Source organism: Haloarcula sp. H-hyl6 (assembly GCF_056934455.1).
Genome location: NZ_JBRIIK010000001.1, coordinates 1,261,509 through 1,279,687, shown reverse-complemented (window position 1 = coordinate 1,279,687; position 18,179 = coordinate 1,261,509). Strand labels below are relative to the sequence as shown.

Below are 18,179 nucleotides of genomic sequence, written 5' to 3'. Positions count from 1 at the left end.
CGAGCGGGCCGTTGCCGTCGGGCGGTTTCGTCTCCGGTGGACGCATGGTCGACGCTCTGTCCGGCATCCGATTTAAATCTCCGCTCGGTGCCGCGTCCCGCTCACCGCTCGGCGGCGGTCACCTGCTCCGGTCCGTCGCCGTGGTCGTGGGTGACGACCGCTCGGCCGGGGAGTCCGCCTTCGAACTCGACCGTCGCCTCGTAGCGAATCTCGACGATGGCCTGCGTACACATGTCGGCGCTGTCCTCGCGGTCGGTCGTCGCGACGGCCACGGTCAGTTCGTCGGTCGCGGCGTCGTAGCTCGCGTCCGCCAGTTCGGCGGTCTTACAGCCGTTCGCGCCCCAGATGGTCCCTTCGACGTTGACGGCTCCCTCGGCGAAGGTGACGGTGGCGTCGCTCGTCTGCGTGCCCGACACGCGGTCGACGACGGCGAAGTCGGTGCTGGTCACGCTCGGGTCTCGGTCCGGAGTGTCCGTATCTGTCTCGGTGTCCCCGCCGTCTCCGGGGTCGGCGCTAGACGTACACCCGGCGAGGGCGGCCGCGCCGACTGCGCCGAGACGCCGGAGGAGGGCTCTGCGGTGCATACCCTACCAACCACTCCGTAAAGAAAGGCCCTTGTGGTGGTTCAAACTCGGCTTTGACCGTGGTGTGTCCTCCCGTCGCGTGGCGGTGGGCGAACCGTCACCCTTTTCATACCGACCCCCCTCCGTCAATATGAGTCCGGATAGGGTAGTGGACTATCCTCTTGGCTTGCGGAGCCAGGGACCGGAGTTCAAATCTCCGTCCGGACGTCATTCTCTCGAAGCAAACCGGCGAGCACCGCGTAGCGTGTGCTCGTCACCGCGAAGACAGACGACGGACAGAGGAGATTTGAGCAGACGAGGAACGCGCAGCGAAGCCAGCATTTCTCGGCGAGTTCAAATCTCCGCCCGGACGTTCATTCCGTTCACGACCGGCGAGCGACAGCGTCCCGGTGCTTTTGCCCACCCACGACCTACCGCCGCGCATGGACGCTCACCTCCGGGCCGGCATCGCCGTCTACAACGCCGGCCGGTATCACGCCGCCCACGACGCGTGGGAGGACCGCTGGCTCGAACTGGAGGACGGGCCCGACGAACGGTTCCTCCACGGCCTCATCCAGTTCACCGCCGTCGTCTACCACGGCCGTACCGAGAACTGGTCGGGGGCACAGGGTCTCGCAGAGAGCGCCGGCGAGTACCTCGCCGGCCTGCCGGCGGAGTACCGCGGCGTGACCCTCGACGACGTGCGTCCGTTCCTCGCTCGGGTGGCCGACGACCCCGCGGCCGTCGACTGGGACGCACCGCCGGCGCTTTGCCACCACGGCGAGGCGCTGGACTACGAATCGCTGGACTTCGACGCGACGGCGGTGGCCGCCGAGGTGCTGGCAGAGGCCGACGGCTACGACGAGGCCGTCGTCGCCGACGCCGTCGCGTACGCCCGCGACGAACTCGAACAGCGGGGCGAGGGGCGGTTCGTCGGCCTCCTCTTTTCGTTCGTCAGAGACGGCGAGAACCGACCGGTGGTGTACCACCACCTGCGCGACCACGTCGAGCGCGAACGGCAGAAGGACGAGGACGTGCGGGGACTGTTCGACTGACCTGACGAAGCAGAATCTGGTGTGTCGACGCTCAGGCGTCCGGTTCGACGACCCGGTCTTCGCCGTCGAAGTGCGCGGAGTTGTCCTGTGGGTCGTAGCCCAGCACCTCTTTGGCGCGCTCGATGGAGTAGTACTTCCGGTCGTTGTCGGAGATGCCGTAGACGATTTCGAAGTCGTAGTCGGCCTCCAGCGCGCACTCGTGGATGTGGGCGCAGTCGGGGTAGGAGAGCCACATCGCCTGTCCGCGCTCGTAGTCGATGGGCGGGTGACCGCGAGTGAGGTTACCGATGCGGATGTTACAGACCTTGATGCCGTACTCGTCGTGGTAGTAGCGCCCGAGCACTTCGCCGGTGGCCTTCGAGACGCCGTAGAGGTTGCCGGGGCGGGGGAACTCCGTTCCGTCGAGCAGGAACTCGTCGTGTGCGCGGTACATCTCGGGGGTGCGGCGGTCGGTCTCGAACGCGCCGACGGCGTGGTTCGAGGAGGCGTAGACGAACTTCTCGACGCCCGCCTCGACGGCGGCCTCGTACATCTTCTGGGTGCCGTCGATGTTGTTCTCCAGCACCGAGTCCCACGGGGCTTCGGGGCGTGGGTCGCCGGCGAGGTGGATGACGGCGCCGACGCCGTCGACGGCGGCCGCGACGTCCTCGTCGTCGATGACGTCGCCGACGAGGTACTCGTGGGCTGGCTCCTCGGCCGGCGGACTGTGGAACATGAGCCGCCACTCGTAGGCGTCCCCGATGCCTTCGAGGATGGCTTCCCCGACCGCGCCGCCCGCGCCTGTGAGTAGAACCGGGTCGTCCATTCGTATACGAGGGATAGACAGCGCACAATAGGTAGCTTGCGGTTCCGTTATGTGCCGGCTAGGCCAAGAGGCGGGCATGGACCCGACAGACCCACAGGTCGCCTGCTTCGAGGCCGGCATCAAGTTCGGTTCGCTGTACCACCAGTTCGCCGGGACGCCCGTGAGCCCCGACAGCGCCGACTCGCTGGCGACGGCGATGGAGGAGGCCATCGAGAACCAGCCCCACTGCGAGTCCGTCACCGTCGCCGTCCGCGAGGACGCACTTCGCGAGGCCATCGAGGCGGCGGGTGCCGACTACACGGAACTGACGGGGCGCTTTCTCGACGTGTCCATGACCGTCGACTACGAGGGACACGTCGTCGAGACGAGCATGGCGATGGAGGACGGCTACCCGCTGATGCGGGTCGATTCGGTCGGCGAGTGACCTCGCCGTTCGGTTTGTAACTCGCCGTCTCCTCCGAAAATTTTACCCCCGCTGGTCGTGCAGGTCTGGTGATGACCCTCCACGCAATCGACGACATCGACGACGCCATCGACGCCACGAAGTCGTTCGTCCTGCCGTTCGACCTGCGGACGTGGCTCCGACTGGCGTTCGTCGTCCTCTTCATCGGGGGTGGCGGCGGCGGCCTGAACTTCGTCCGGGGACTGAACAGTTTCAGCAACTTCGACCAGGGGCCGACGCCCACCGGTCCGGGTGGCGAGTTCGCACTCACGGGGACGCTGGACGTCCTCCCGTCGTTCACCCGGGGCGCGACGGCGCAGGTCGGCCAGCCGGGACCGGAACTCCCGCCCGGCGGCGCGGAGGCGCTGCTCGCGAGTCTCGGGGTGGTATTCGTCGTGGCGCTCCTCGCGCTCCTCGTCGTCGTCCTCGTCGTCGGCCTGCTGAGCAACTTCATGGAGTTCGTCTTCGTCCAGTCGCTCGTCGAACGGGAAGTCCACGTCCGGCGCTACCTCGGCGAAAACGTGGGCAACGGCGTCCGTCTGCTGGCGTTTCGCTTCGTCTTCAGCCTCGTGACGACGGTGCTCGCCGGTGCCGTCTTCCTCGTGTTCTTCCTGTTCGTCCTCGGCGGCGAGATGGCGAACCTCGGGCCGGAGGCCGTGGCGGCGTCGTCTACGGTGCTCGTCGCCGGGTTCGCGGTGGCCGCCGTCGTCGTCGGGACCATCAGCGGGTTCACGAACGTCTTCGTCGTCCCGCTGATGTTGCAGGGCGACCACGGCGTCCTCGAGGGGTGGCGACGCCTCCTCGCGTCCATCGGCGACCACCCGAAGCAGTACCTCGCCTACCTCGCGTTCTCCGTCGTCCTCGGCATCGGCGTCGGCATCGTCGGCACCGTGCTGGGCGGTATCGCGTTCGTCGTCGTGCTGATTCCGTTCGGCATCGCCGCCGCCGCCATCTGGTTCGCGCTCGGACAGGGGGCCGTCGCCGGGGTGTTGGCCGGCCTCGTCCTCGCCCTGTTCGCGCTGGCGATGCTGGTCGTCGCGAACCTGATTAAAGCGCCCTTGCAGGCGTTCTTGCGGTACTACGCGATGCTGGTGCTGGGCGACATCGACGAGTCGATGGACCCCATCCCCGCGGTCCGCGAGGACGTTCGAACCTGAGTGGGAACGTTTTCGGTTTCGCCAGCGACCGCCCGCTCACGTCCCTCGGTTTCACTTTCACTTTCAGGCGGGCTTTTAACCCCACACCACGTCAACTGCTAGCCATGAGTCAGACGAGTCTGGACGACGACGAACTGTTCGGCGAGGCCGCGAACGAGATGCGCTCGGACGTCGAGGCGTCGCTCGCCGAGGCCCGCGAGGCCCTGCCCGACGCCGATTCCGTCTGGGACGTCGAGGCCGACAACACGTTGGGCGTGCTCAACGCCCTCAAGACCGCACTCGACGTCGGCGACGCCGAGGACCACCTGCGCGACGCAAAGAAATGGTACACCATGGGCGAACGCGCCGACGCCTTCGAGGACGCCGACGACCTCGCCGAGGACATCGAGACGGTCGAGGAACTCGTCGCCGACGTCGAGGACGCTCGCGAACAGGTCGGCGACCTCACCGCGACCATCCCGCAACTCCGAAGCACGCTCGAGGAGTTCGAGGAGAGCGACGACGAGGGGGCCGACGCCGACGCAGACGCCGACGCAGAGGAAGCCGAGGCCTGAAGTCGCGGTTCCCACACGGCGGGTCGCGTAGTCCGAGCAGCGTCTCGCTCGCGTCCTCCGGCGACACTCGCCGGGTTCGACGGGGGCATCGCGCGGGTTCCACCGAGTCCGTTCACACGTCTTCTTCCACCGCTACCGAACCGACGACGGTGCCGCGGGTCGGGCGGGTGGAAGCCCGGAACCCCCCACTGGGCTCAGACGATGGAGTCCGGGCGGGTGGCGAAGTAGTTGAACACCGCGCCGAGACCGATGCCGTAGACGACGTGTGCGACCAGCGTCAACGCGGCGTACAGCGCGAGCGTGAGGCCGGTCTGGTCGGTGTAGAACGCGAGGACGAACCCGGTCCACATCGCGGCACCGAAGAAAGCGCCCGAGACGGGGTCGGACTGTCCCGGGAGGTACTCCTTCAGCGACGCGAACAGGAGGGGCCAGGGGAACATCCCGCCGCCGAGGAAGATGAAGTAGCCGAACAGCACCTCCGGGACGTACCCCGTGAGGCCCACGAGTTCGGTCAGGATAGCGAAATCCGAGAAACTGAACGCGCCGAGCGACTGGGCGATGAGGAGGACGACGCTCATCATCGCCGTCCCGACCAATCCGCCGGCCGCCCCGACGACGCCGTCGGCGAGGATGCCCCGCAGGTTGTCGAACTCCTCGCTGTCGGCCACGGACTCGCCGTTCATCGGGTCTTCGACCCCCGGTGACGTATCTGCCATGTCGTGTTTTACCATACCAATGGATAAAAAAGTTCGCGCACACGTTCGGGTAAACGGCCCTATATGTAAGATAACTGTCCACAATACCTAATAGATGGTACAAAAAATCATGAGGGAACGATGGGACACTTGGTACCACACGTCGTGGCCGGCGTGCCGCTTCACGGCGGGGACGTCAGGGCACCGGCGGACGTATTCAACAGCATCTTCGAGGTGTTCCTGCTCTTGGGGACGGCCGTCGGCGTCCTCGTGGTGACGTACACGCTGTACCACGCCATCAAGTACCGCGAGACGGCCGGCGAGGACCCCTACGCAGGCAAGGTCGAACGACCGACGATGGGGGAGATGCCCACCGGGGGGTCTGGCGGGCGGAAGGTGTTCTACTCCTTCGGCATCAGCGCCATCATCGTCGTCTCGCTCATCGCGTGGACGTACAGTTCGCTCGCCTACGTCGAGGACGGCCCCACGATAGAGGGCGAGGAGGACATCACCGTTCAGGTCGAGGGGTTCCGCTTCGGGTGGGCCTTCGTCTACCCCAACGGCCACGAGTCGTCGACGCTCCGGGTTCCGCGCAACCGGGTGGTCAGATTAGAGGTGACCTCGCGGGACGTGTTCCACAACTTCGGCATCCCCGAGTTACGGGTCAAGACCGACGCCATCCCGGGCCAGACCACCGACGCGTGGTTCACCGCGAGCGAGACGGGGACGTATCAGGCCAAGTGCTACGAACTCTGCGGGAGCGGTCACTCCGTGATGGTCGCCCCCGTCGAAGTGATGCCACAGGACGAGTACCAGTCGTGGTACGCGGGGACTAACGGCACCGCGAACGGGTCGTCGAACTCGTCGGCCCAGGTCGCCGGTCCTGCGAGCCTCGGAGGTGTCCTGGCATGAGCGAGAGCCACGAACACGGCTTGCCGCCCAAATCCTCGGTCAGCAGGTGGTTCCTCACGACCAACCACAAGGACATCGGCGTCCTCTACCTCATCACGGCGCTGTTCTTCCTCGTCTTCGGCGGTATGCTCGCGCTCCTCTTCCGCCTCGAACTCGTCACGCCCGGCGCGGATTTGCTGGGGTCCCTAGGGTACAATCAGGCCGTCTCGACCCACGGCCTGCTGATGGTGTTCTGGTTCATCTCGCCGTTCGCGTTCGGGTTCGCCAACTACGTGGTCCCCCTACAAATCGGGGCCGACGACCTCGCGTTCCCCCGCTTGAACGCGCTGTCGTACTGGCTGTACCTCTTCTCGGGCATCCTGATGGGCGTCTCCTTCTTCCAGGGGTCCACCTTCGCGGGCGGGTGGACGATGTACGCGCCGCTCAACACCCCGGCGTACATCCCCGGCGAGGGTCTCGGTGCTACCTCCGTCGTCCTCGCGCTCATCATGTTCACCGCCGCCGTCACGCTGGGGTCGGTGAACTTCCTGACGACGATGTACCGGATGCGCGCCGAGGGTCTCCGGATGCGGGACATCCCCGTCTTCTCGCTCTCGATAAACCTCACCGTCTGGATGATGCTGTTCGCGTTCGCGGCGCTGCTGGCCGCGCTGATGATTCTGGCCTCCGACCACATCCTCGGGACGACGTACTTCCAGTTCGCCAACGACGGGTCGACGCTGGCCACCGACGCCGACAATCCGGGTGCGTCGCTGCTGTGGGCGCACCTGTTCTGGTTCTTCGGCCATCCGGAGGTGTACATCGTCTTCTTCCCGGCGCTGGGCGTGATGGCCGAGTGCTTCCAGACGTTCACCGGTCGACGGCTGGTCGGCCGCAAGTGGTTCATCATCGCGATGGTGCTGGTGGCCATCCAGAGCTTCGTCGTCTGGATGCACCACATGTTCCTCACGGGCATCAACCTCCCCATCAAGACCGTCTTCATGGCGACGACTATCGGCATCTCCCTGCCGTTCGACCTGATGGTCTTCTCGCTCATCTACACGATGGCGAAGGGACGGGTCCGGTTCACGACGCCGTTCCTCTTCTCGCTGGGGGCGCTCATCCTGTTCATCGTCGGCGGCATCACCGGCGTCTTCCTCGGGGCCATCGTACTGGACTACCAGTTCCGCGGTACCTACTGGGTGGTCGCGCACTTCCACTACGTGATGGTCTCCGGGGCGACGGCCCTGTTCGGCGGCCTCTACTACTGGTACCCGAAGATAACCGGGAAGATGTACGACGAGACGCTCGGGAAGATACACTTCGCGGTGTACTTCGTCGGGTTCAACCTGCTGTACTTCCCGATGTTCGTCGCCTGGGAGACGCCCCGCCGAGTGTTCGAGTACTCACAGGACCTCCAGATTTGGCACTCGATGGCCACCGTCGGCGGGTTCATCCTCGGTGCGAGTTTCCTCATCATGTTCTACAACCTGTTCGTCTCGCTGTGGCGCGGCGAGGACGCGGGCGACAACCCGTGGGCCTACGCGACGACGGCGGAGTGGGCCGTCTCCTCGCCCCCGCCGCTGGAGAACTTCCCCGGTGTCCCGACGTACGCCGACGGGTCGCTCTCGTTCATGGACGACGAGGAGGTGGCCCGGCGAACCAGCAAATCTGCCGGCAGCGGCGTGGCCGCCGACGGTGGGACCGCCACCGACGGCGGCACCGCCTCGGTGACGACGGCGGCCACCGCGACGCCGGCGACGCCCGCCCACGAGACGGCCGGCGAGGAACACGCGAGCCACGCCAGTTTCTGGCCGTTCCTCGTCAGTCTGGGCGGGTTCGTCGCGTTCCTCGGTCTCTCGGGCGTGCGCACGGGGAGCGTCGTCTACGTCTCGATGGCGGCCGTCGGCGGCCTCGTCACCTTCGGGTCGCTGTTCGGGATGACCCGCGAACCGTTCCACGCGCCGGAGATGCCCATCGCAGAGCGGTGGCCCTTCGCGCAGGTGGAGAAGATGAAACTCGGGATGTGGACGTTCCTCGCCAGCGACATCGTCCTCTTCGGCGCGTTCATCGGGTCGTACGCCTTCGTCCGGGTCGCCTACGGCTGGACCGAGTGGCACCACGACCTCATCCCGGCCGAACACGTCACGATGCCGGGGCTGGTCAACACCTACCTCCTGCTCACGTCGAGTTTCCTCGTCGTGTTGGCGATGGTCGCCGCCGAGCGCGAGAGCAAGAAGGGGACGACGGCGGCGCTGGCCGGCACGTTCGCGCTCGGCGTCGGGTTCCTGATAAACAAGGGGCTGGAGTGGGACCACCTGTTCCACATCAGCACGGAGATGTTCCCCAACGGGTGGAACCTCTCGACGAACATCGCCTCGTCGACGTTCTACCTCACCACCGGCCTGCACGGCGCACACGTCACCATCGGCCTCGTCATCTGTGCGTACATGACGTTCCGGGCGTGGAACGGGGCGTATCAGGGCGACGACAGGGCCATCGAGTACTTCGGCATCTACTGGCACTTCGTGGACATCGTCTGGCTGTTCCTGTTCCCGCTGTTCTACATCCTCTGAGGTGAAATCATGGACTGGAAAGGATACACCGTCATATACGTCGTGTTGTTCGCCTTCGCAACCGCACAGGCCGTCGTCGAGTTCGTCGGCCTCGTCGACAGCGCCTACTGGGCCGCCTTCGGGGCCATCATGGTGCTGTCGATAATCAAAGCGGTCGGCGTCGCCGCCTACTACCAGCACCTGCGCTGGGAGCCACGATCGGTGACGTACCTCGTGTTGGGCGGCACCGTCGCCGCACTCGCGCTGACCGCCGCCGCCGCGTACTCCATCGTCTGACCGGGGGCGTCCGTCTCTCCGGTCGTCCGCGTCACCAGACGAGCACCGCCGCCAGCAGGGCGAGACCGACGGCCCCGAGAGCGAGGCCCGTCAGGATGGCACCGGTACCCCCACCCCCCTCGTCGAGTGGCTCCGCCGAGAGGTGGAGCGGTGTCTCGTCGTCGCCGGTGACGACCATCTCGTCGGGGTGGCCGGCGACGGTGCCCGTGTCGGCCCGCCGGGCGACCCGCCCGAGGACGCTCACCTCGTCGCCCGGTCGGAGCCACCCCTCCTCGTAGCGGCGTCGGCTCTCCTCGACGGTCGGCGTCGACGCCATCGGGTCGATGGAGAGGCCGTCGGTCGCGTCAAGGAACCGTGCGAGTCGCGGCGGCGGGTCCTCTCCGTAGTCGGTTTCGAGGTGGGTGTCGAAGCGGGAGAACCGACACCTGACCTCGGACATCGAGACGCCCGCCGACACCAGCACGCTCTCGGGGGTGAACACGTCGTTCGTCGCGTTGCCGACCACGCGGTCCTCGACGTCGACCAGCAGGCGGCCGCCGTCGGCTTCGACGGCGAACGGGACGCTCGTCACGCCCCACGCGGCCTGCTCCCACGTGGTGTCGGTCGGCGTATCGTACTGCTCGTCGATTTCGTAGCCGGCCAGCACGCAGTCTTCGTCGGCGACTGGCGAGGCGAGCGTCCCCTCGCCCGTCGTCGTGACCGTCCCGCGTACCCGGACGAGAGTGTTCGGTTCCGCGTCTCCCGGGGCGACGGCCTCGGCCGTCTCGACGAGTGCGGCCGTCCGACGCCGGCTCCAACCGACGTAGCAGGCGAGGCCGCCACAGACCAGCAAGAGGGCACTGCCGCCGAGGGCCGTCTCCTCCAGCACGGCGGCGAGCCAGCCGGACACCGTGACCAGCGACATGCCCACTCGTGCGGCCAACGGCTATTTGAACGTTTTGGGGGTGTCTAGGGTCGGGACAGCGGCGTCTCGGCTAGCGCGGCTTCACCCCATCAGCAGTTGCGCGGTCACGGCGACCAGAAAGAGAACGCCGGCCACCGTCGCGGACTCCGCGACGGCCAGCGACCGCGGGTGACCGCGCCGAGTCGCCGAGAGGTACACGCCCAGCAGGAGGTAGCCGACGAGGACGAGTGCCCCGGCGGCGGCGACTGCCAGTCCCGCCGCCGCCTGCATCTCGCCGGTGCCCGAGACGAAGAGCGCGACGCCGCCGACGAACCCGACGACGAGCAGCGTGAACGCCACCGTGAGTACCCGCGGGTCGTCGGCCATTGCCTCCCACTGCGTCGCGCCCTCGCCGGCAGGCGCCCACGCCACGCTGTCGACGCTCGGCGAGTACTGGTACCAGCCGCGATTCAGTGCGACCCACCCGAGTACCGCGACCACGAACAGCCCCATGACCGCCGTGCTCACGAGAAACGCGGTCGTCATGGTATGTCAGTACATGACACTCATTGATAACTGTTTGTGCCGGTCGTGCCCTCGGGCGGTCCGTGGGCGATAGGCACCCAGTTAGAAGTGGCAGGCGTCCGTCCGTTCGCACACATGGGGTTCGAACTCGACGACAGCGGGGGCACGCACACCACCGATGAGTCGGGCTGACCGCGCACCCGAGGCGAACCTCGGGTTGCTCGACGCGACGATGATAGGCATGGGGGCGATGATAGGTGCCGGTATCTTCGTGCTGACCGGGTTGGCGGCCGAAATAGCCGGCCCGGCGGCCATCGTCGTCTTCGGACTCAACGGCGTCGTCACGGCCTTCACCGGCCTCTCGTACGCCGAACTGGCCGCCTCCATCCCCAAGAGCGGCGGCGGGTACGCGTTCGTCCGCGAGGTGTTCGCGGACCTCCCCTCGTTCCTGATGGGGTGGATGCTGTGGTTCGCGTACATGATTGCCGGGGCGCTGTACGCGCTGGGCTTCGCCCCCAACTTCCTCGAACTCCTGCACGTCTACGGCGTCGTCGCCCCGCCCGACGAGGTGGGCGCGCTTCTACTGCCGGTCGTGGACGTGGCGCTCCCGGCGTCGTTCGCGCTGGCGTTCGTCGCCGTCCTCGGACTCGTGGCGCTGAACGCCGTCTCGACGGCCGCCAGCGGGAGCGTCGAGACGATATTCACCGCGACCAAGGTCACGATATTGCTCGTGTTCGTCGGCTTCGGGCTGACCTCGCCGATGTTCGAGACGGCCCAGTTCCAACCGCTCTTCCCCGAGGCGGCCGGCGCTGCGGCGGTCCTGCCGGCGATGGGACTGACGTTCATCGCCTTCGAGGGGTACGACCTCATCACCACCGTCACTGAGGAAGTGAAGAACCCCCGCGAGAACATCCCGAAGGCCATCTTCGTCTCGCTGGCGGCGACCGTCGTGGTGTATCTATCGGTGGTGACCGTCGCCGTCGGGACGCTGGGGGCGCAGGGCCTCGCGGAGGCCGGCGAGGCCGGCATCGCCGCCGCCGCGACCGAGTTCATGCCGACGGGCATCCCCGTCATCCAGAACGGCGGCGCAATAATCGTCTTCGGGGCCGTCTTCTCGACGCTGACGGCGCTGAACGCCGTCGTCATCGCCTCCTCGCGCGTGGCGTTCTCGATGGGCCGGGAGGGGCAACTCCTGCCGCGGTTCGGCCAGATTCACCACCGCTACGGGACGCCGTTCGTCGCCATCCTCGCCAGTGCCGTCGTGATGCTGGCCTCCGTCGGCCTGCCGACCCAGAGCGCCGGCAACATGTCCAGTCTGTTCTTCCTCCTCTCGTTCGTCGTCGTCAACGGGTCGGTCATCAAGTTGCGGCGGGAGCGCCCGAACATGACCCGGCCCTACGAGATGCCGTTCTACCCTGCTCCGCCCGTCGTCGGCATCGTGCTCAACCTCGTGCTGACGGGCGTTCTCGTCGAGTACCTCGTCCGGACGGACCCGCTGGCGCTCGGACTCAGCGTCGCGTGGATTCTGCTCGGCGCCGTCTTCTATCTGGTACTCGACCGCGTGGGACCGGACACCGACAGCGGGACCGGTGTCGAGGAGTCCACAGTGCCCGCGGAGGACGACTAATGAACGGTAAACTCGACATCATCGTCGCTGGCGGCGGACGCGTCGGCTTCCAGACAGCGGAGATTCTCGACGACAGGGGTCACGACGTCCGCATCGTCGAACGGGACCCGGACCGCTGTGAGACCATCGCGGACGCCTACGTCGCCACGGTCATCGAGGGCGACGCCTCGAACCCGGACGTCCTCGAACAGGCCGACGTCGACGGGGCGGACGTGGTCGCCGGCCTCACCGGTGAGAGCGGCCTCAACCTCGCCGTGTGCATGGAGGCCCGCGAACTGTCGACGGGCGCGCGAACGGTCGCCCGGGTCGACAGCACCGCCAAGGAGTCGTACACCCGATTCGTGGACGCGGTCCTGTTCCCGGAACGGGCGGGTGCACGCGTCGCGGCCAACGAGATTCTCGGGAGCGACGTCCAGAGTCTCGCCGACACGACCGGGCGCCTCGACATCCTGCAGATTCGCGTCGCCGAGGGCGCGCCGGCGGCGGGCAAGACGCTCTCGCAGGTCAGGTTCCCCGAGGGGGGGCTGGTGGTCTCCGACGAGGACGGGGACAACGTCGCCCGGTCGGACACGACGCTGACGCCGGGCCAGCGTTACGTCGTCGCCGTCGAACCCGAGGTGGCCGACGAAGTGATGAACCTGATGCGGGGCTAGGCCTCGACGGGGCGTCCCTCGGCGGTCACCGACTCGCCCAGCGCCCGGCGGACGCTCTCCTCGAAGGGCGTCAGGTCCACGTCTAGCAGCGACTCGATGCTGTGGTCGGTGACCACCACGCGGTTGCGCAGGCCGTCGACCAGCGGTTTGGCGACGCTGACCGGTACGTCCGTCACGAGGCCGAGCCATCGGGCCGACAGCCCCGGGGAGAGCACCGGCATCGGGACGATGACCGGTGGCCGTCCCAGCATGAGTCGCGCCGTGGTCGTCAGTATCTCCTGATAGGTGAGCACGTCCGGCCCGCCGATTTCGTAGGTCTGGCCGGCCGTCTCGGGCGTCTCCAGTACGCCGACGAGGTACGCCACCACGTCGTCGATGTATATCGGCTGACACTCCGTGCGGACCCACGACGGGGTCACCATCACCGGGAGGCGAGCGGCCAACTGGCGGATTATCTGGAAGCTCGCGGACCCCTCGCCGATGACGATAGCCGCCCGGAGCGCCGTCAGTCGCGCCTCGCCGTCCCCGAGGACGTGTTCGACCTCCCGTCTGGACCGGAGGTGTTCCGAGAGGTCCTCGTCCTCGTTGCCGAGGCCGCCGAGGTAGACGATGCGTTCGATGCCGGCCGCGTCGACGGCGTCGCGGAAGTTCCGGGCGGCCCGTCGGTCCCGTTCCTCGAAGTCCTCGCCGGCCTGCATCGAGTGGACGAGGTAGTAGGCCGCGTCGACGGACGGCAGGGTCAGGTCCGGGTCGAGCACGTCGCCCTCCAGGACCTCGACGCCGGCCGGCGCGTCGTAGCTGTCGGCGTCGCGGGTCATGGCGACCACCTCGTGGCCCCGTGACAGCAGTGCGGGCACGAGGTGGCTGCCGACGAAGCCGGTGGCTCCGGTGACGAGGACGCGCATACCGCTAGATGTCGCTCCAGTGGCTTAATGCCGACCCCGCGTTCTCAGTCGTCGGCGTCGGTCCGCGCCCGCCGCTGTATCGCTCGCTCGACGAACTCCTCGGGCAGTTCGTCTATCTCGCCGGCCTGCACCGCCCAGAGGTTGGCGTACAGGCCCTCCTCGGAGAGCAGTTCCGCGTGGGTCCCGCGCTCGACGATGCGCCCGTCTTCGAGGACGAGGATGGTGTCTGCGTCCTTCACCGTCGAGAGGCGGTGGGCGATGGCGAAGGTGGTCCGGTCGGCCGTCAACTCGTCCAGCGAGCGCTGGATGAGCATCTCCGTCTCCGTGTCGACGTCGCTGGTGGCCTCGTCCAGAACGAGAATCTCCGGGTCTTTCAGCATCGCGCGGGCGATGGCGATGCGCTGGCGCTGGCCGCCCGAGAGTTTTACCCCGCGCTCGCCGACCATCGTGTCGTAGCCGTCGGGGAGGTTCTCGACGAACTTGTGGGCCTCGGCGGCCTCCGCGGCGGCGCGAATCTCCTCGTCGGTGGCGTCGAAGGTGCCGTAGGCGATGTTCTCCCTGACGGTGCCGTAGAAGAGGAACGTCTCCTGACTGACGTAGCCGATGGCCTGCCGGACGGAGGGAATCTGTACGTCTCGGAGGTCCTGTCCGTCGATGCGGACCGCCCCCTCGTCGACGTCGTACATCCGGAGGAGGAGTTTTAGCACGGTCGACTTGCCCGCACCGGTCGGGCCGACGAGCGCGACGGTGTCGCCGCCCTCGACGTCGAAGTCGATATCTTCGACGACGGGGTCGCCGTCGTAGCCGAAGGTCACGTCGTCGTACTTGACGGCGCCCTCGGTGACGGTCAGCGGCGGCGCGTCGTCGGCTTCGGCCAGTCGGCCGGGCGTCTCCATCAGCCCGAAGACCCGTTCTGCGGAGGCGTAGGCCCGCTGGTACATGTTGATTATCTGCCCGAACTGGGCCATCGGCCAGACGAACCGCTGGGTGTAGATGATAAAGGCGACGAACTCGCCGGGCGAGAGCGCCAGCGACAGCGGTCCCGGGGCCTGTCCGATGACCATCAGACCGCCGACGACGAACGTGACGACGAACCCCAGTCCCGAGACGAGTCGCAGGCCCGGGAAGAAGGTGATGCGCGTCTCGATGGCGTCCCAGTTGGCGTCGAGGTACTCCTGTGAACTGTCCTCGACGCGGTCGGCCTCGTACGGTTCGGTGTTGGCCGTCTTGATTATCTGGATGCCGCTCAGGTTGTTCTCCAGCCGCGAGTTGAGTCGCCCGACCGACGAGCGCACGTCGGCGTACTTGGGCTGGATGGTCTCGATGAACCGCTTCGTGAAGACGGCGATTATCGGGACGGGCAACAGCGCGACCAGCGCCAGTTGCCAGTTCATGTAGAACAGGTAGGTGGCGATGCCGACCACCATGATGACCAGCCGCGAGGTGGAGTTCAGGCCGTCGTTGAGGAACTTCTCCAGCCGGTTCACGTCGTTGGAGAGCACCGACATCATCTCGCCGGTCTGCTTGTCGGCGAAGAAGTCCATGTTCAGCCGTTGCATCGTCTCGTAGGTGTCGATGCGAACGGCGTGCTGGACGTACTGCGCGAACTTGTTCCACCCCCAGTTTCGACTCCAGTGGAAGACGGCGCCGCCGGCGAAGGAGGCGGCGATGAGCCCCGCCGTCACCCACAGTTGGCCGGTCGTCCCGTCGGGAATCCACGCCTGCGGGACGAACAACAGACTGTACGCAGAGTCGCCCTCGATGACCGCGTCGATGGCCAGCGCCAGCAAGAGCGGCGGGAGGAGGTCCAACATCCGCGCGAAGACCGAACTGACGAGACCGACGAGGAAGGCCCCGCGTTGCCCGCGCCCGTACTCGGTGAACAGCCGCCACATCGGCCGCTCGACGCGGTCGCGGGCGTCCTCGAAGACGTCCTCGTCGGACGCCGCGTCGATGTCCATAGACCGAGTTCAAGGGGTCGAAACGCAAAAGAGCGTCGGGCTACGCGACGCCAGCGGGCAGTTCCACCCGGTCGCCGACGCCGACGCCGGTCCGGTTGGCCCACCCGCGGTTCACTTCGAGGACGTACTTTCCGCGTCCCTCGTAGCGCTTCAGGTCCGATTCGCTGGTCCCTTCGGGCGGGAGCGAGGCGTGGTGGACGGTGGTGATGGTGCCGTTGGCGTCGATAAAGATGATGTCCAGTGGGAAGTCCATGTCTCGCATCACGTAGGCGTACTCGCCTTCCTCATCGTGGACGAACAGCATCCCCTCGTCCGAGTCGAGCGAGGTGGTATTGCTGAGTCCGAGGTAGCGCTTCGGTCTAGTATCGGCGATGCGGACTTCGACCGTCGCCAACCGTGCGGCGTCGTCGCGGACGGCGACGGTGGTGGCGTTCGCCGACCGGGTGGCCGTCCCGCTGGCTGTCGCCGTCTCGGTGGCCGTCGCGTTCGTGCCGTCCCGGACCGTCACCGTCCCCGTCTCGTACTCACCGACGCCGAGGACGCCGACCCACGCGCCGCTCTGGAGCACGAGGACGCCGACGACCAGAAGGCCGACGACGCCGAGGACGGCGGCCAGCGGGCGGCGTTGCATACCCGATACTGACGCACAGGTCGGGGGTAAGGGTTCCGACCGAGAGAGAAAGCGTTATTCCTGCCGGTGGAAAATTTGGGGGTGCGGGTCCGTGGTCTAGTTGGTTATGACGTGGCCTTTACAAGGCCGAGGCCGGTGGTTCGAATCCGCCCGGACCCATCCTGCGACGAACGGAGGTGAGGAGCGGATGAACTATGTGGATTCGAAGTAGACGAGACGCGCACAGCGAAGCGAGCACGTCTCGGCGTGGTTCGAATCCGCCCGGACCCATACGTTCTGCCGCGAACGAACCGTGAGCGGTGACCGTCTCTTCAGGCGGCGACTGCGACGAACGTAGTGAGGTGCCAGCGGCGTCTGTGTGGGATAGCGGATTCGCGCCCTGCAAGACGAGCGACGCGGGTCTTTCTCTGGTTCGCGTCCGCCCGGACCCACCACGCTTCTCGCCGCGCTCGTCGGCGAGCATCGCGTGTACGATGCGGCCGTCGGCGTCTCACGTCGCCGTCACAGCCTGTCGCCCGAGCGACACCTGCCGAAAGCCATTTATTACGACCTGTGTTACCGCAGGTCATGATAGACGGCTCGACGTGTCCGAAGTGTAGCGGGCGCGTCTCGACGGACAACGGGACGGAGTACACCTGTGACGACTGCGGCGCTGAGTACGACAGCGCCGACCTGTTCCTCCCGTAGCGTGGTGTGATGACGCGCCTCGCGATTCGGCCGATGGCGGCGGGGTATCGAAATCCTTTTTTCTACCCTCCTCATCGGACAGAGTGCACGCCGCCTTAGCTCAGACTGGGAGAGCACTCGACTGAAGATCGAGCTGTCCCCGGTTCAAATCCGGGAGGCGGCATCCCGATTCTACGCGGTTCTCGTTTGCCGGACAGCGTCGCAGTCAGGCGTTCAGCTACCGAAATCCGCCCTGACAGTTCGCCATCCTCCCACTCGCCCGTCGTCGTAGTCTGGCGGTTCACTGGCACTCGGGACCGGAGCACCCACGAGAGTACGGGCGACGTGAGGACGCGGGATTGAACAGGCTGGCTGGCAAACGACGCGGTGATGTCGACGTCCTCGTCACGGCGCGACGACGCCACCGGCTTTCTCTCGTATCACGACATCTTGGAGCGAGAGATGGTCGACGCGCTCCGAGAAATCGACCGTCCACAGTCGGCGGTGTTCGTCTCGGGACTGGCCGCTGGCCTGAACGTGAGCTTCGGCGCACTGTTCATCGGGATGGTCCTGTCCTTCTCCGGCGGGTTCGAGTCGGCACTGGTCCAGCAGGTCGCGCTCGCCGGCGCGTCGACCATCGGGTTCCTGTTCGTCATCCTCGGGCAGACGGAACTGTTCACCGCCCACACCACGATGGCGATACTGCCAGTGCTGGACGGGCGGGCGTCGCTGGGGGAGATGGGACAGCTCTGGACGACGGTCTACGTCGCGAACCTGCTGGGCTGTGGCGGGTTCGCGCTGCTCATCGCGACCCTGGGCCCGTCGCTGCAAATCGTGGAACCGTCGGCCTACGGGGCACTCGCGGAGAATCTGCTCCCCTTTTCGGGGCCAACCATCGTGTTCAGCGGCGTCGTCGCGGGCTGGTTGATGGGGCTGGTCACGTGGCTGGTCGCCGCCACGGAGGACACCGTCAGTCGCTTCTTCATCGTCGTGTTCGTCACGGGCGGCATCGGGTTCGCACCGTTCCACCACGCGCTGCTCGGGACGACGGAGGTACTGACGGCGGCGCTCCTCGGCCAAGGTGTGACGGTGGTGGGCTTCCTCCGCTTCCTCGCGTGGACGACCGTCGGCAACATCGTCGGCGGGTCGGTGTTCGTCGGGTTGCTCAACTACGGGCACGTCGCGTTGACCGACCGCTCGGAGTACGACCTGTCGGACACCGATACGGAAGCGGGCTCCGACCACGAGGAACCGTCCGGGTCGGCTGGCGGCTGAGGAGTGGCCACCCAGCGGTGCCTGCCTCCCACGAGACGC

18 protein-coding genes and 3 tRNA genes are annotated in these 18,179 nt (G+C 66.8%); 13 read left to right on the top strand and 8 right to left on the bottom strand.

Annotated features, from left to right (window positions below; translation table 11 throughout):
• Positions 1 to 101: 101 nt before the first annotated feature.
• Positions 102 to 584, bottom strand: a complete 483-nt coding sequence (locus Hhyl6_RS06720; protein ID WP_483738441.1) for a hypothetical protein — start codon at positions 582 to 584, stop codon at positions 102 to 104.
• 134 nt (positions 585 to 718) lie between these two features.
• Between Hhyl6_RS06720 and Hhyl6_RS06715 the strand changes: the two genes are divergently transcribed.
• Positions 719 to 791 (top strand) — tRNA-Arg (locus tag Hhyl6_RS06715).
• 215 nt (positions 792 to 1,006) lie between these two features.
• Positions 1,007 to 1,618 carry a DUF309 domain-containing protein gene (locus Hhyl6_RS06710; RefSeq protein ID WP_483738440.1) on the top strand — a complete coding sequence of 204 codons (612 nt, stop codon included), beginning with the start codon at positions 1,007 to 1,009 and terminating at the stop codon, positions 1,616 to 1,618.
• A gap of 31 nt (positions 1,619 to 1,649) precedes the next feature.
• On the opposite strand, the gene azf is transcribed toward Hhyl6_RS06710, so the two are convergent.
• Positions 1,650 to 2,423, bottom strand: coding sequence for an NAD-dependent glucose-6-phosphate dehydrogenase Azf (gene azf, locus Hhyl6_RS06705; protein WP_483738439.1), 774 nt, complete (start codon positions 2,421 to 2,423; stop codon positions 1,650 to 1,652).
• 76 nt (positions 2,424 to 2,499) lie between these two features.
• Here azf and Hhyl6_RS06700 point away from each other — a divergent pair, with 76 nt between their 5' ends.
• The 3 genes from Hhyl6_RS06700 to Hhyl6_RS06690 all read left to right on the top strand — a co-directional run bounded on the left by Hhyl6_RS06700 (position 2,500) and on the right by Hhyl6_RS06690 (position 4,576).
• Complete coding sequence (locus Hhyl6_RS06700; RefSeq protein ID WP_483738438.1) at positions 2,500 to 2,847, top strand: dihydroneopterin aldolase family protein; 348 nt, start codon at positions 2,500 to 2,502, stop codon at positions 2,845 to 2,847.
• 71 nt (positions 2,848 to 2,918) lie between these two features.
• Entirely contained in the window at positions 2,919 to 4,022 is a 1,104-nt protein-coding gene (locus tag Hhyl6_RS06695) for a DUF7544 domain-containing protein (RefSeq protein WP_483738437.1), read from the top strand.
• Between the two features lie 104 nt (positions 4,023 to 4,126).
• The gene (locus Hhyl6_RS06690; protein WP_483738436.1) at positions 4,127 to 4,576 is read left to right on the top strand and encodes a DUF5790 family protein; all 450 of its coding nucleotides are present in this window, start codon (positions 4,127 to 4,129) and stop codon (positions 4,574 to 4,576) included.
• Between the two features lie 194 nt (positions 4,577 to 4,770).
• On the opposite strand, the gene Hhyl6_RS06685 is transcribed toward Hhyl6_RS06690, so the two are convergent.
• Positions 4,771 to 5,292 carry a DUF6789 family protein gene (locus tag Hhyl6_RS06685; RefSeq protein WP_483738435.1) on the bottom strand — a complete coding sequence of 174 codons (522 nt, stop codon included), beginning with the start codon at positions 5,290 to 5,292 and terminating at the stop codon, positions 4,771 to 4,773.
• A gap of 120 nt (positions 5,293 to 5,412) precedes the next feature.
• Here Hhyl6_RS06685 and coxB point away from each other — a divergent pair, with 120 nt between their 5' ends.
• Genes coxB through Hhyl6_RS06670 form a run of 3 tightly spaced genes read left to right on the top strand, consistent with a single transcriptional unit; the run spans position 5,413 to position 9,014 of the window.
• Entirely contained in the window at positions 5,413 to 6,183 is a 771-nt protein-coding gene (coxB, locus tag Hhyl6_RS06680; protein WP_483738434.1) for a cytochrome c oxidase subunit II, read from the top strand.
• A complete protein-coding gene (locus Hhyl6_RS06675; RefSeq protein ID WP_483738433.1) occupies positions 6,180 to 8,738 on the top strand; it encodes a cbb3-type cytochrome c oxidase subunit I in 2,559 nt (852 codons plus the stop codon). The genes coxB and Hhyl6_RS06675 overlap by 4 nt, the downstream gene beginning before the upstream one ends.
• A 9-nt stretch (positions 8,739 to 8,747) precedes the next feature.
• Positions 8,748 to 9,014, top strand: coding sequence for a cytochrome C oxidase subunit IV family protein (locus Hhyl6_RS06670; RefSeq protein WP_483738432.1), 267 nt, complete (start codon positions 8,748 to 8,750; stop codon positions 9,012 to 9,014).
• A 31-nt stretch (positions 9,015 to 9,045) separates the two neighbouring features.
• On the opposite strand, the gene Hhyl6_RS06665 is transcribed toward Hhyl6_RS06670, so the two are convergent.
• Positions 9,046 to 9,918, bottom strand: a complete 873-nt coding sequence (locus Hhyl6_RS06665; RefSeq protein ID WP_483738431.1) for a hypothetical protein — start codon at positions 9,916 to 9,918, stop codon at positions 9,046 to 9,048.
• Between the two features lie 81 nt (positions 9,919 to 9,999).
• Positions 10,000 to 10,443, bottom strand: a complete 444-nt coding sequence (locus Hhyl6_RS06660; protein ID WP_483738430.1) for a hypothetical protein — start codon at positions 10,441 to 10,443, stop codon at positions 10,000 to 10,002.
• Positions 10,444 to 10,600: 157 nt separating this feature from the next.
• Between Hhyl6_RS06660 and Hhyl6_RS06655 the strand changes: the two genes are divergently transcribed.
• On the top strand, positions 10,601 to 12,049 hold the full coding sequence (locus Hhyl6_RS06655; RefSeq protein WP_483738429.1) for an APC family permease: 1,449 nt from the start codon (positions 10,601 to 10,603) through the stop codon (positions 12,047 to 12,049).
• A complete protein-coding gene (locus Hhyl6_RS06650) occupies positions 12,049 to 12,702 on the top strand; it encodes a potassium channel family protein (RefSeq protein ID WP_483738428.1) in 654 nt (217 codons plus the stop codon). The genes Hhyl6_RS06655 and Hhyl6_RS06650 overlap by 1 nt, the downstream gene beginning before the upstream one ends.
• Here Hhyl6_RS06650 and Hhyl6_RS06645 read toward each other — a convergent pair.
• The 3 genes from Hhyl6_RS06645 to Hhyl6_RS06635 are packed head-to-tail and all read right to left on the bottom strand — an operon-like array spanning position 12,699 to position 16,199.
• A complete protein-coding gene (locus Hhyl6_RS06645; RefSeq protein ID WP_483738427.1) occupies positions 12,699 to 13,607 on the bottom strand; it encodes an NAD(P)H-binding protein in 909 nt (302 codons plus the stop codon). The two genes, Hhyl6_RS06650 and Hhyl6_RS06645, sit on opposite strands and share 4 nt — an antisense overlap.
• 44 nt (positions 13,608 to 13,651) lie before the next feature.
• Positions 13,652 to 15,568 carry an ABC transporter ATP-binding protein gene (locus tag Hhyl6_RS06640; RefSeq protein ID WP_483738426.1) on the bottom strand — a complete coding sequence of 639 codons (1,917 nt, stop codon included), beginning with the start codon at positions 15,566 to 15,568 and terminating at the stop codon, positions 13,652 to 13,654.
• A gap of 40 nt (positions 15,569 to 15,608) precedes the next feature.
• Complete coding sequence (locus Hhyl6_RS06635) at positions 15,609 to 16,199, bottom strand: DUF192 domain-containing protein (RefSeq protein WP_483738425.1); 591 nt, start codon at positions 16,197 to 16,199, stop codon at positions 15,609 to 15,611.
• 85 nt (positions 16,200 to 16,284) lie between these two features.
• On the opposite strand from Hhyl6_RS06635, the gene Hhyl6_RS06630 reads away from it, so the two are divergent.
• The 3 genes from Hhyl6_RS06630 to Hhyl6_RS06620 all read left to right on the top strand — a co-directional run bounded on the left by Hhyl6_RS06630 (position 16,285) and on the right by Hhyl6_RS06620 (position 18,140).
• Positions 16,285 to 16,358, top strand: a tRNA-Val gene (locus Hhyl6_RS06630).
• Positions 16,359 to 16,975: 617 nt separating this feature from the next.
• Positions 16,976 to 17,049 (top strand) — tRNA-Phe (locus tag Hhyl6_RS06625).
• A 206-nt stretch (positions 17,050 to 17,255) separates the two neighbouring features.
• On the top strand, positions 17,256 to 18,140 hold the full coding sequence (locus Hhyl6_RS06620) for a formate/nitrite transporter family protein (RefSeq protein ID WP_483738424.1): 885 nt from the start codon (positions 17,256 to 17,258) through the stop codon (positions 18,138 to 18,140).
• Positions 18,141 to 18,179 lie beyond the last annotated feature (39 nt).

Bases quoted from the DNA above. Each gene is read 5' to 3' on its own strand.
- Hhyl6_RS06720 (WP_483738441.1), bottom strand. From the start codon at position 584: ATGCACCGCAGAGCCCTCCTCCGGCGTCTCGGCGCAGTCGGCGCGGCC.
- Hhyl6_RS06710 (WP_483738440.1), top strand. From the start codon at position 1,007: ATGGACGCTCACCTCCGGGCCGGCATCGCCGTCTACAACGCCGGCCGG.
- azf (WP_483738439.1), bottom strand. From the start codon at position 2,423: ATGGACGACCCGGTTCTACTCACAGGCGCGGGCGGCGCGGTCGGGGAA.
- Hhyl6_RS06700 (WP_483738438.1), top strand. From the start codon at position 2,500: ATGGACCCGACAGACCCACAGGTCGCCTGCTTCGAGGCCGGCATCAAG.
- Hhyl6_RS06695 (WP_483738437.1), top strand. From the start codon at position 2,919: ATGACCCTCCACGCAATCGACGACATCGACGACGCCATCGACGCCACG.
- Hhyl6_RS06690 (WP_483738436.1), top strand. From the start codon at position 4,127: ATGAGTCAGACGAGTCTGGACGACGACGAACTGTTCGGCGAGGCCGCG.
- Hhyl6_RS06685 (WP_483738435.1), bottom strand. From the start codon at position 5,292: ATGGCAGATACGTCACCGGGGGTCGAAGACCCGATGAACGGCGAGTCC.
- coxB (WP_483738434.1), top strand. From the start codon at position 5,413: ATGGGACACTTGGTACCACACGTCGTGGCCGGCGTGCCGCTTCACGGC.
- Hhyl6_RS06675 (WP_483738433.1), top strand. From the start codon at position 6,180: ATGAGCGAGAGCCACGAACACGGCTTGCCGCCCAAATCCTCGGTCAGC.
- Hhyl6_RS06670 (WP_483738432.1), top strand. From the start codon at position 8,748: ATGGACTGGAAAGGATACACCGTCATATACGTCGTGTTGTTCGCCTTC.
- Hhyl6_RS06665 (WP_483738431.1), bottom strand. From the start codon at position 9,918: ATGTCGCTGGTCACGGTGTCCGGCTGGCTCGCCGCCGTGCTGGAGGAG.
- Hhyl6_RS06660 (WP_483738430.1), bottom strand. From the start codon at position 10,443: ATGACGACCGCGTTTCTCGTGAGCACGGCGGTCATGGGGCTGTTCGTG.
- Hhyl6_RS06655 (WP_483738429.1), top strand. From the start codon at position 10,601: ATGAGTCGGGCTGACCGCGCACCCGAGGCGAACCTCGGGTTGCTCGAC.
- Hhyl6_RS06650 (WP_483738428.1), top strand. From the start codon at position 12,049: ATGAACGGTAAACTCGACATCATCGTCGCTGGCGGCGGACGCGTCGGC.
- Hhyl6_RS06645 (WP_483738427.1), bottom strand. From the start codon at position 13,607: ATGCGCGTCCTCGTCACCGGAGCCACCGGCTTCGTCGGCAGCCACCTC.
- Hhyl6_RS06640 (WP_483738426.1), bottom strand. From the start codon at position 15,568: ATGGACATCGACGCGGCGTCCGACGAGGACGTCTTCGAGGACGCCCGC.
- Hhyl6_RS06635 (WP_483738425.1), bottom strand. From the start codon at position 16,199: ATGCAACGCCGCCCGCTGGCCGCCGTCCTCGGCGTCGTCGGCCTTCTG.
- Hhyl6_RS06620 (WP_483738424.1), top strand. From the start codon at position 17,256: ATGTCGACGTCCTCGTCACGGCGCGACGACGCCACCGGCTTTCTCTCG.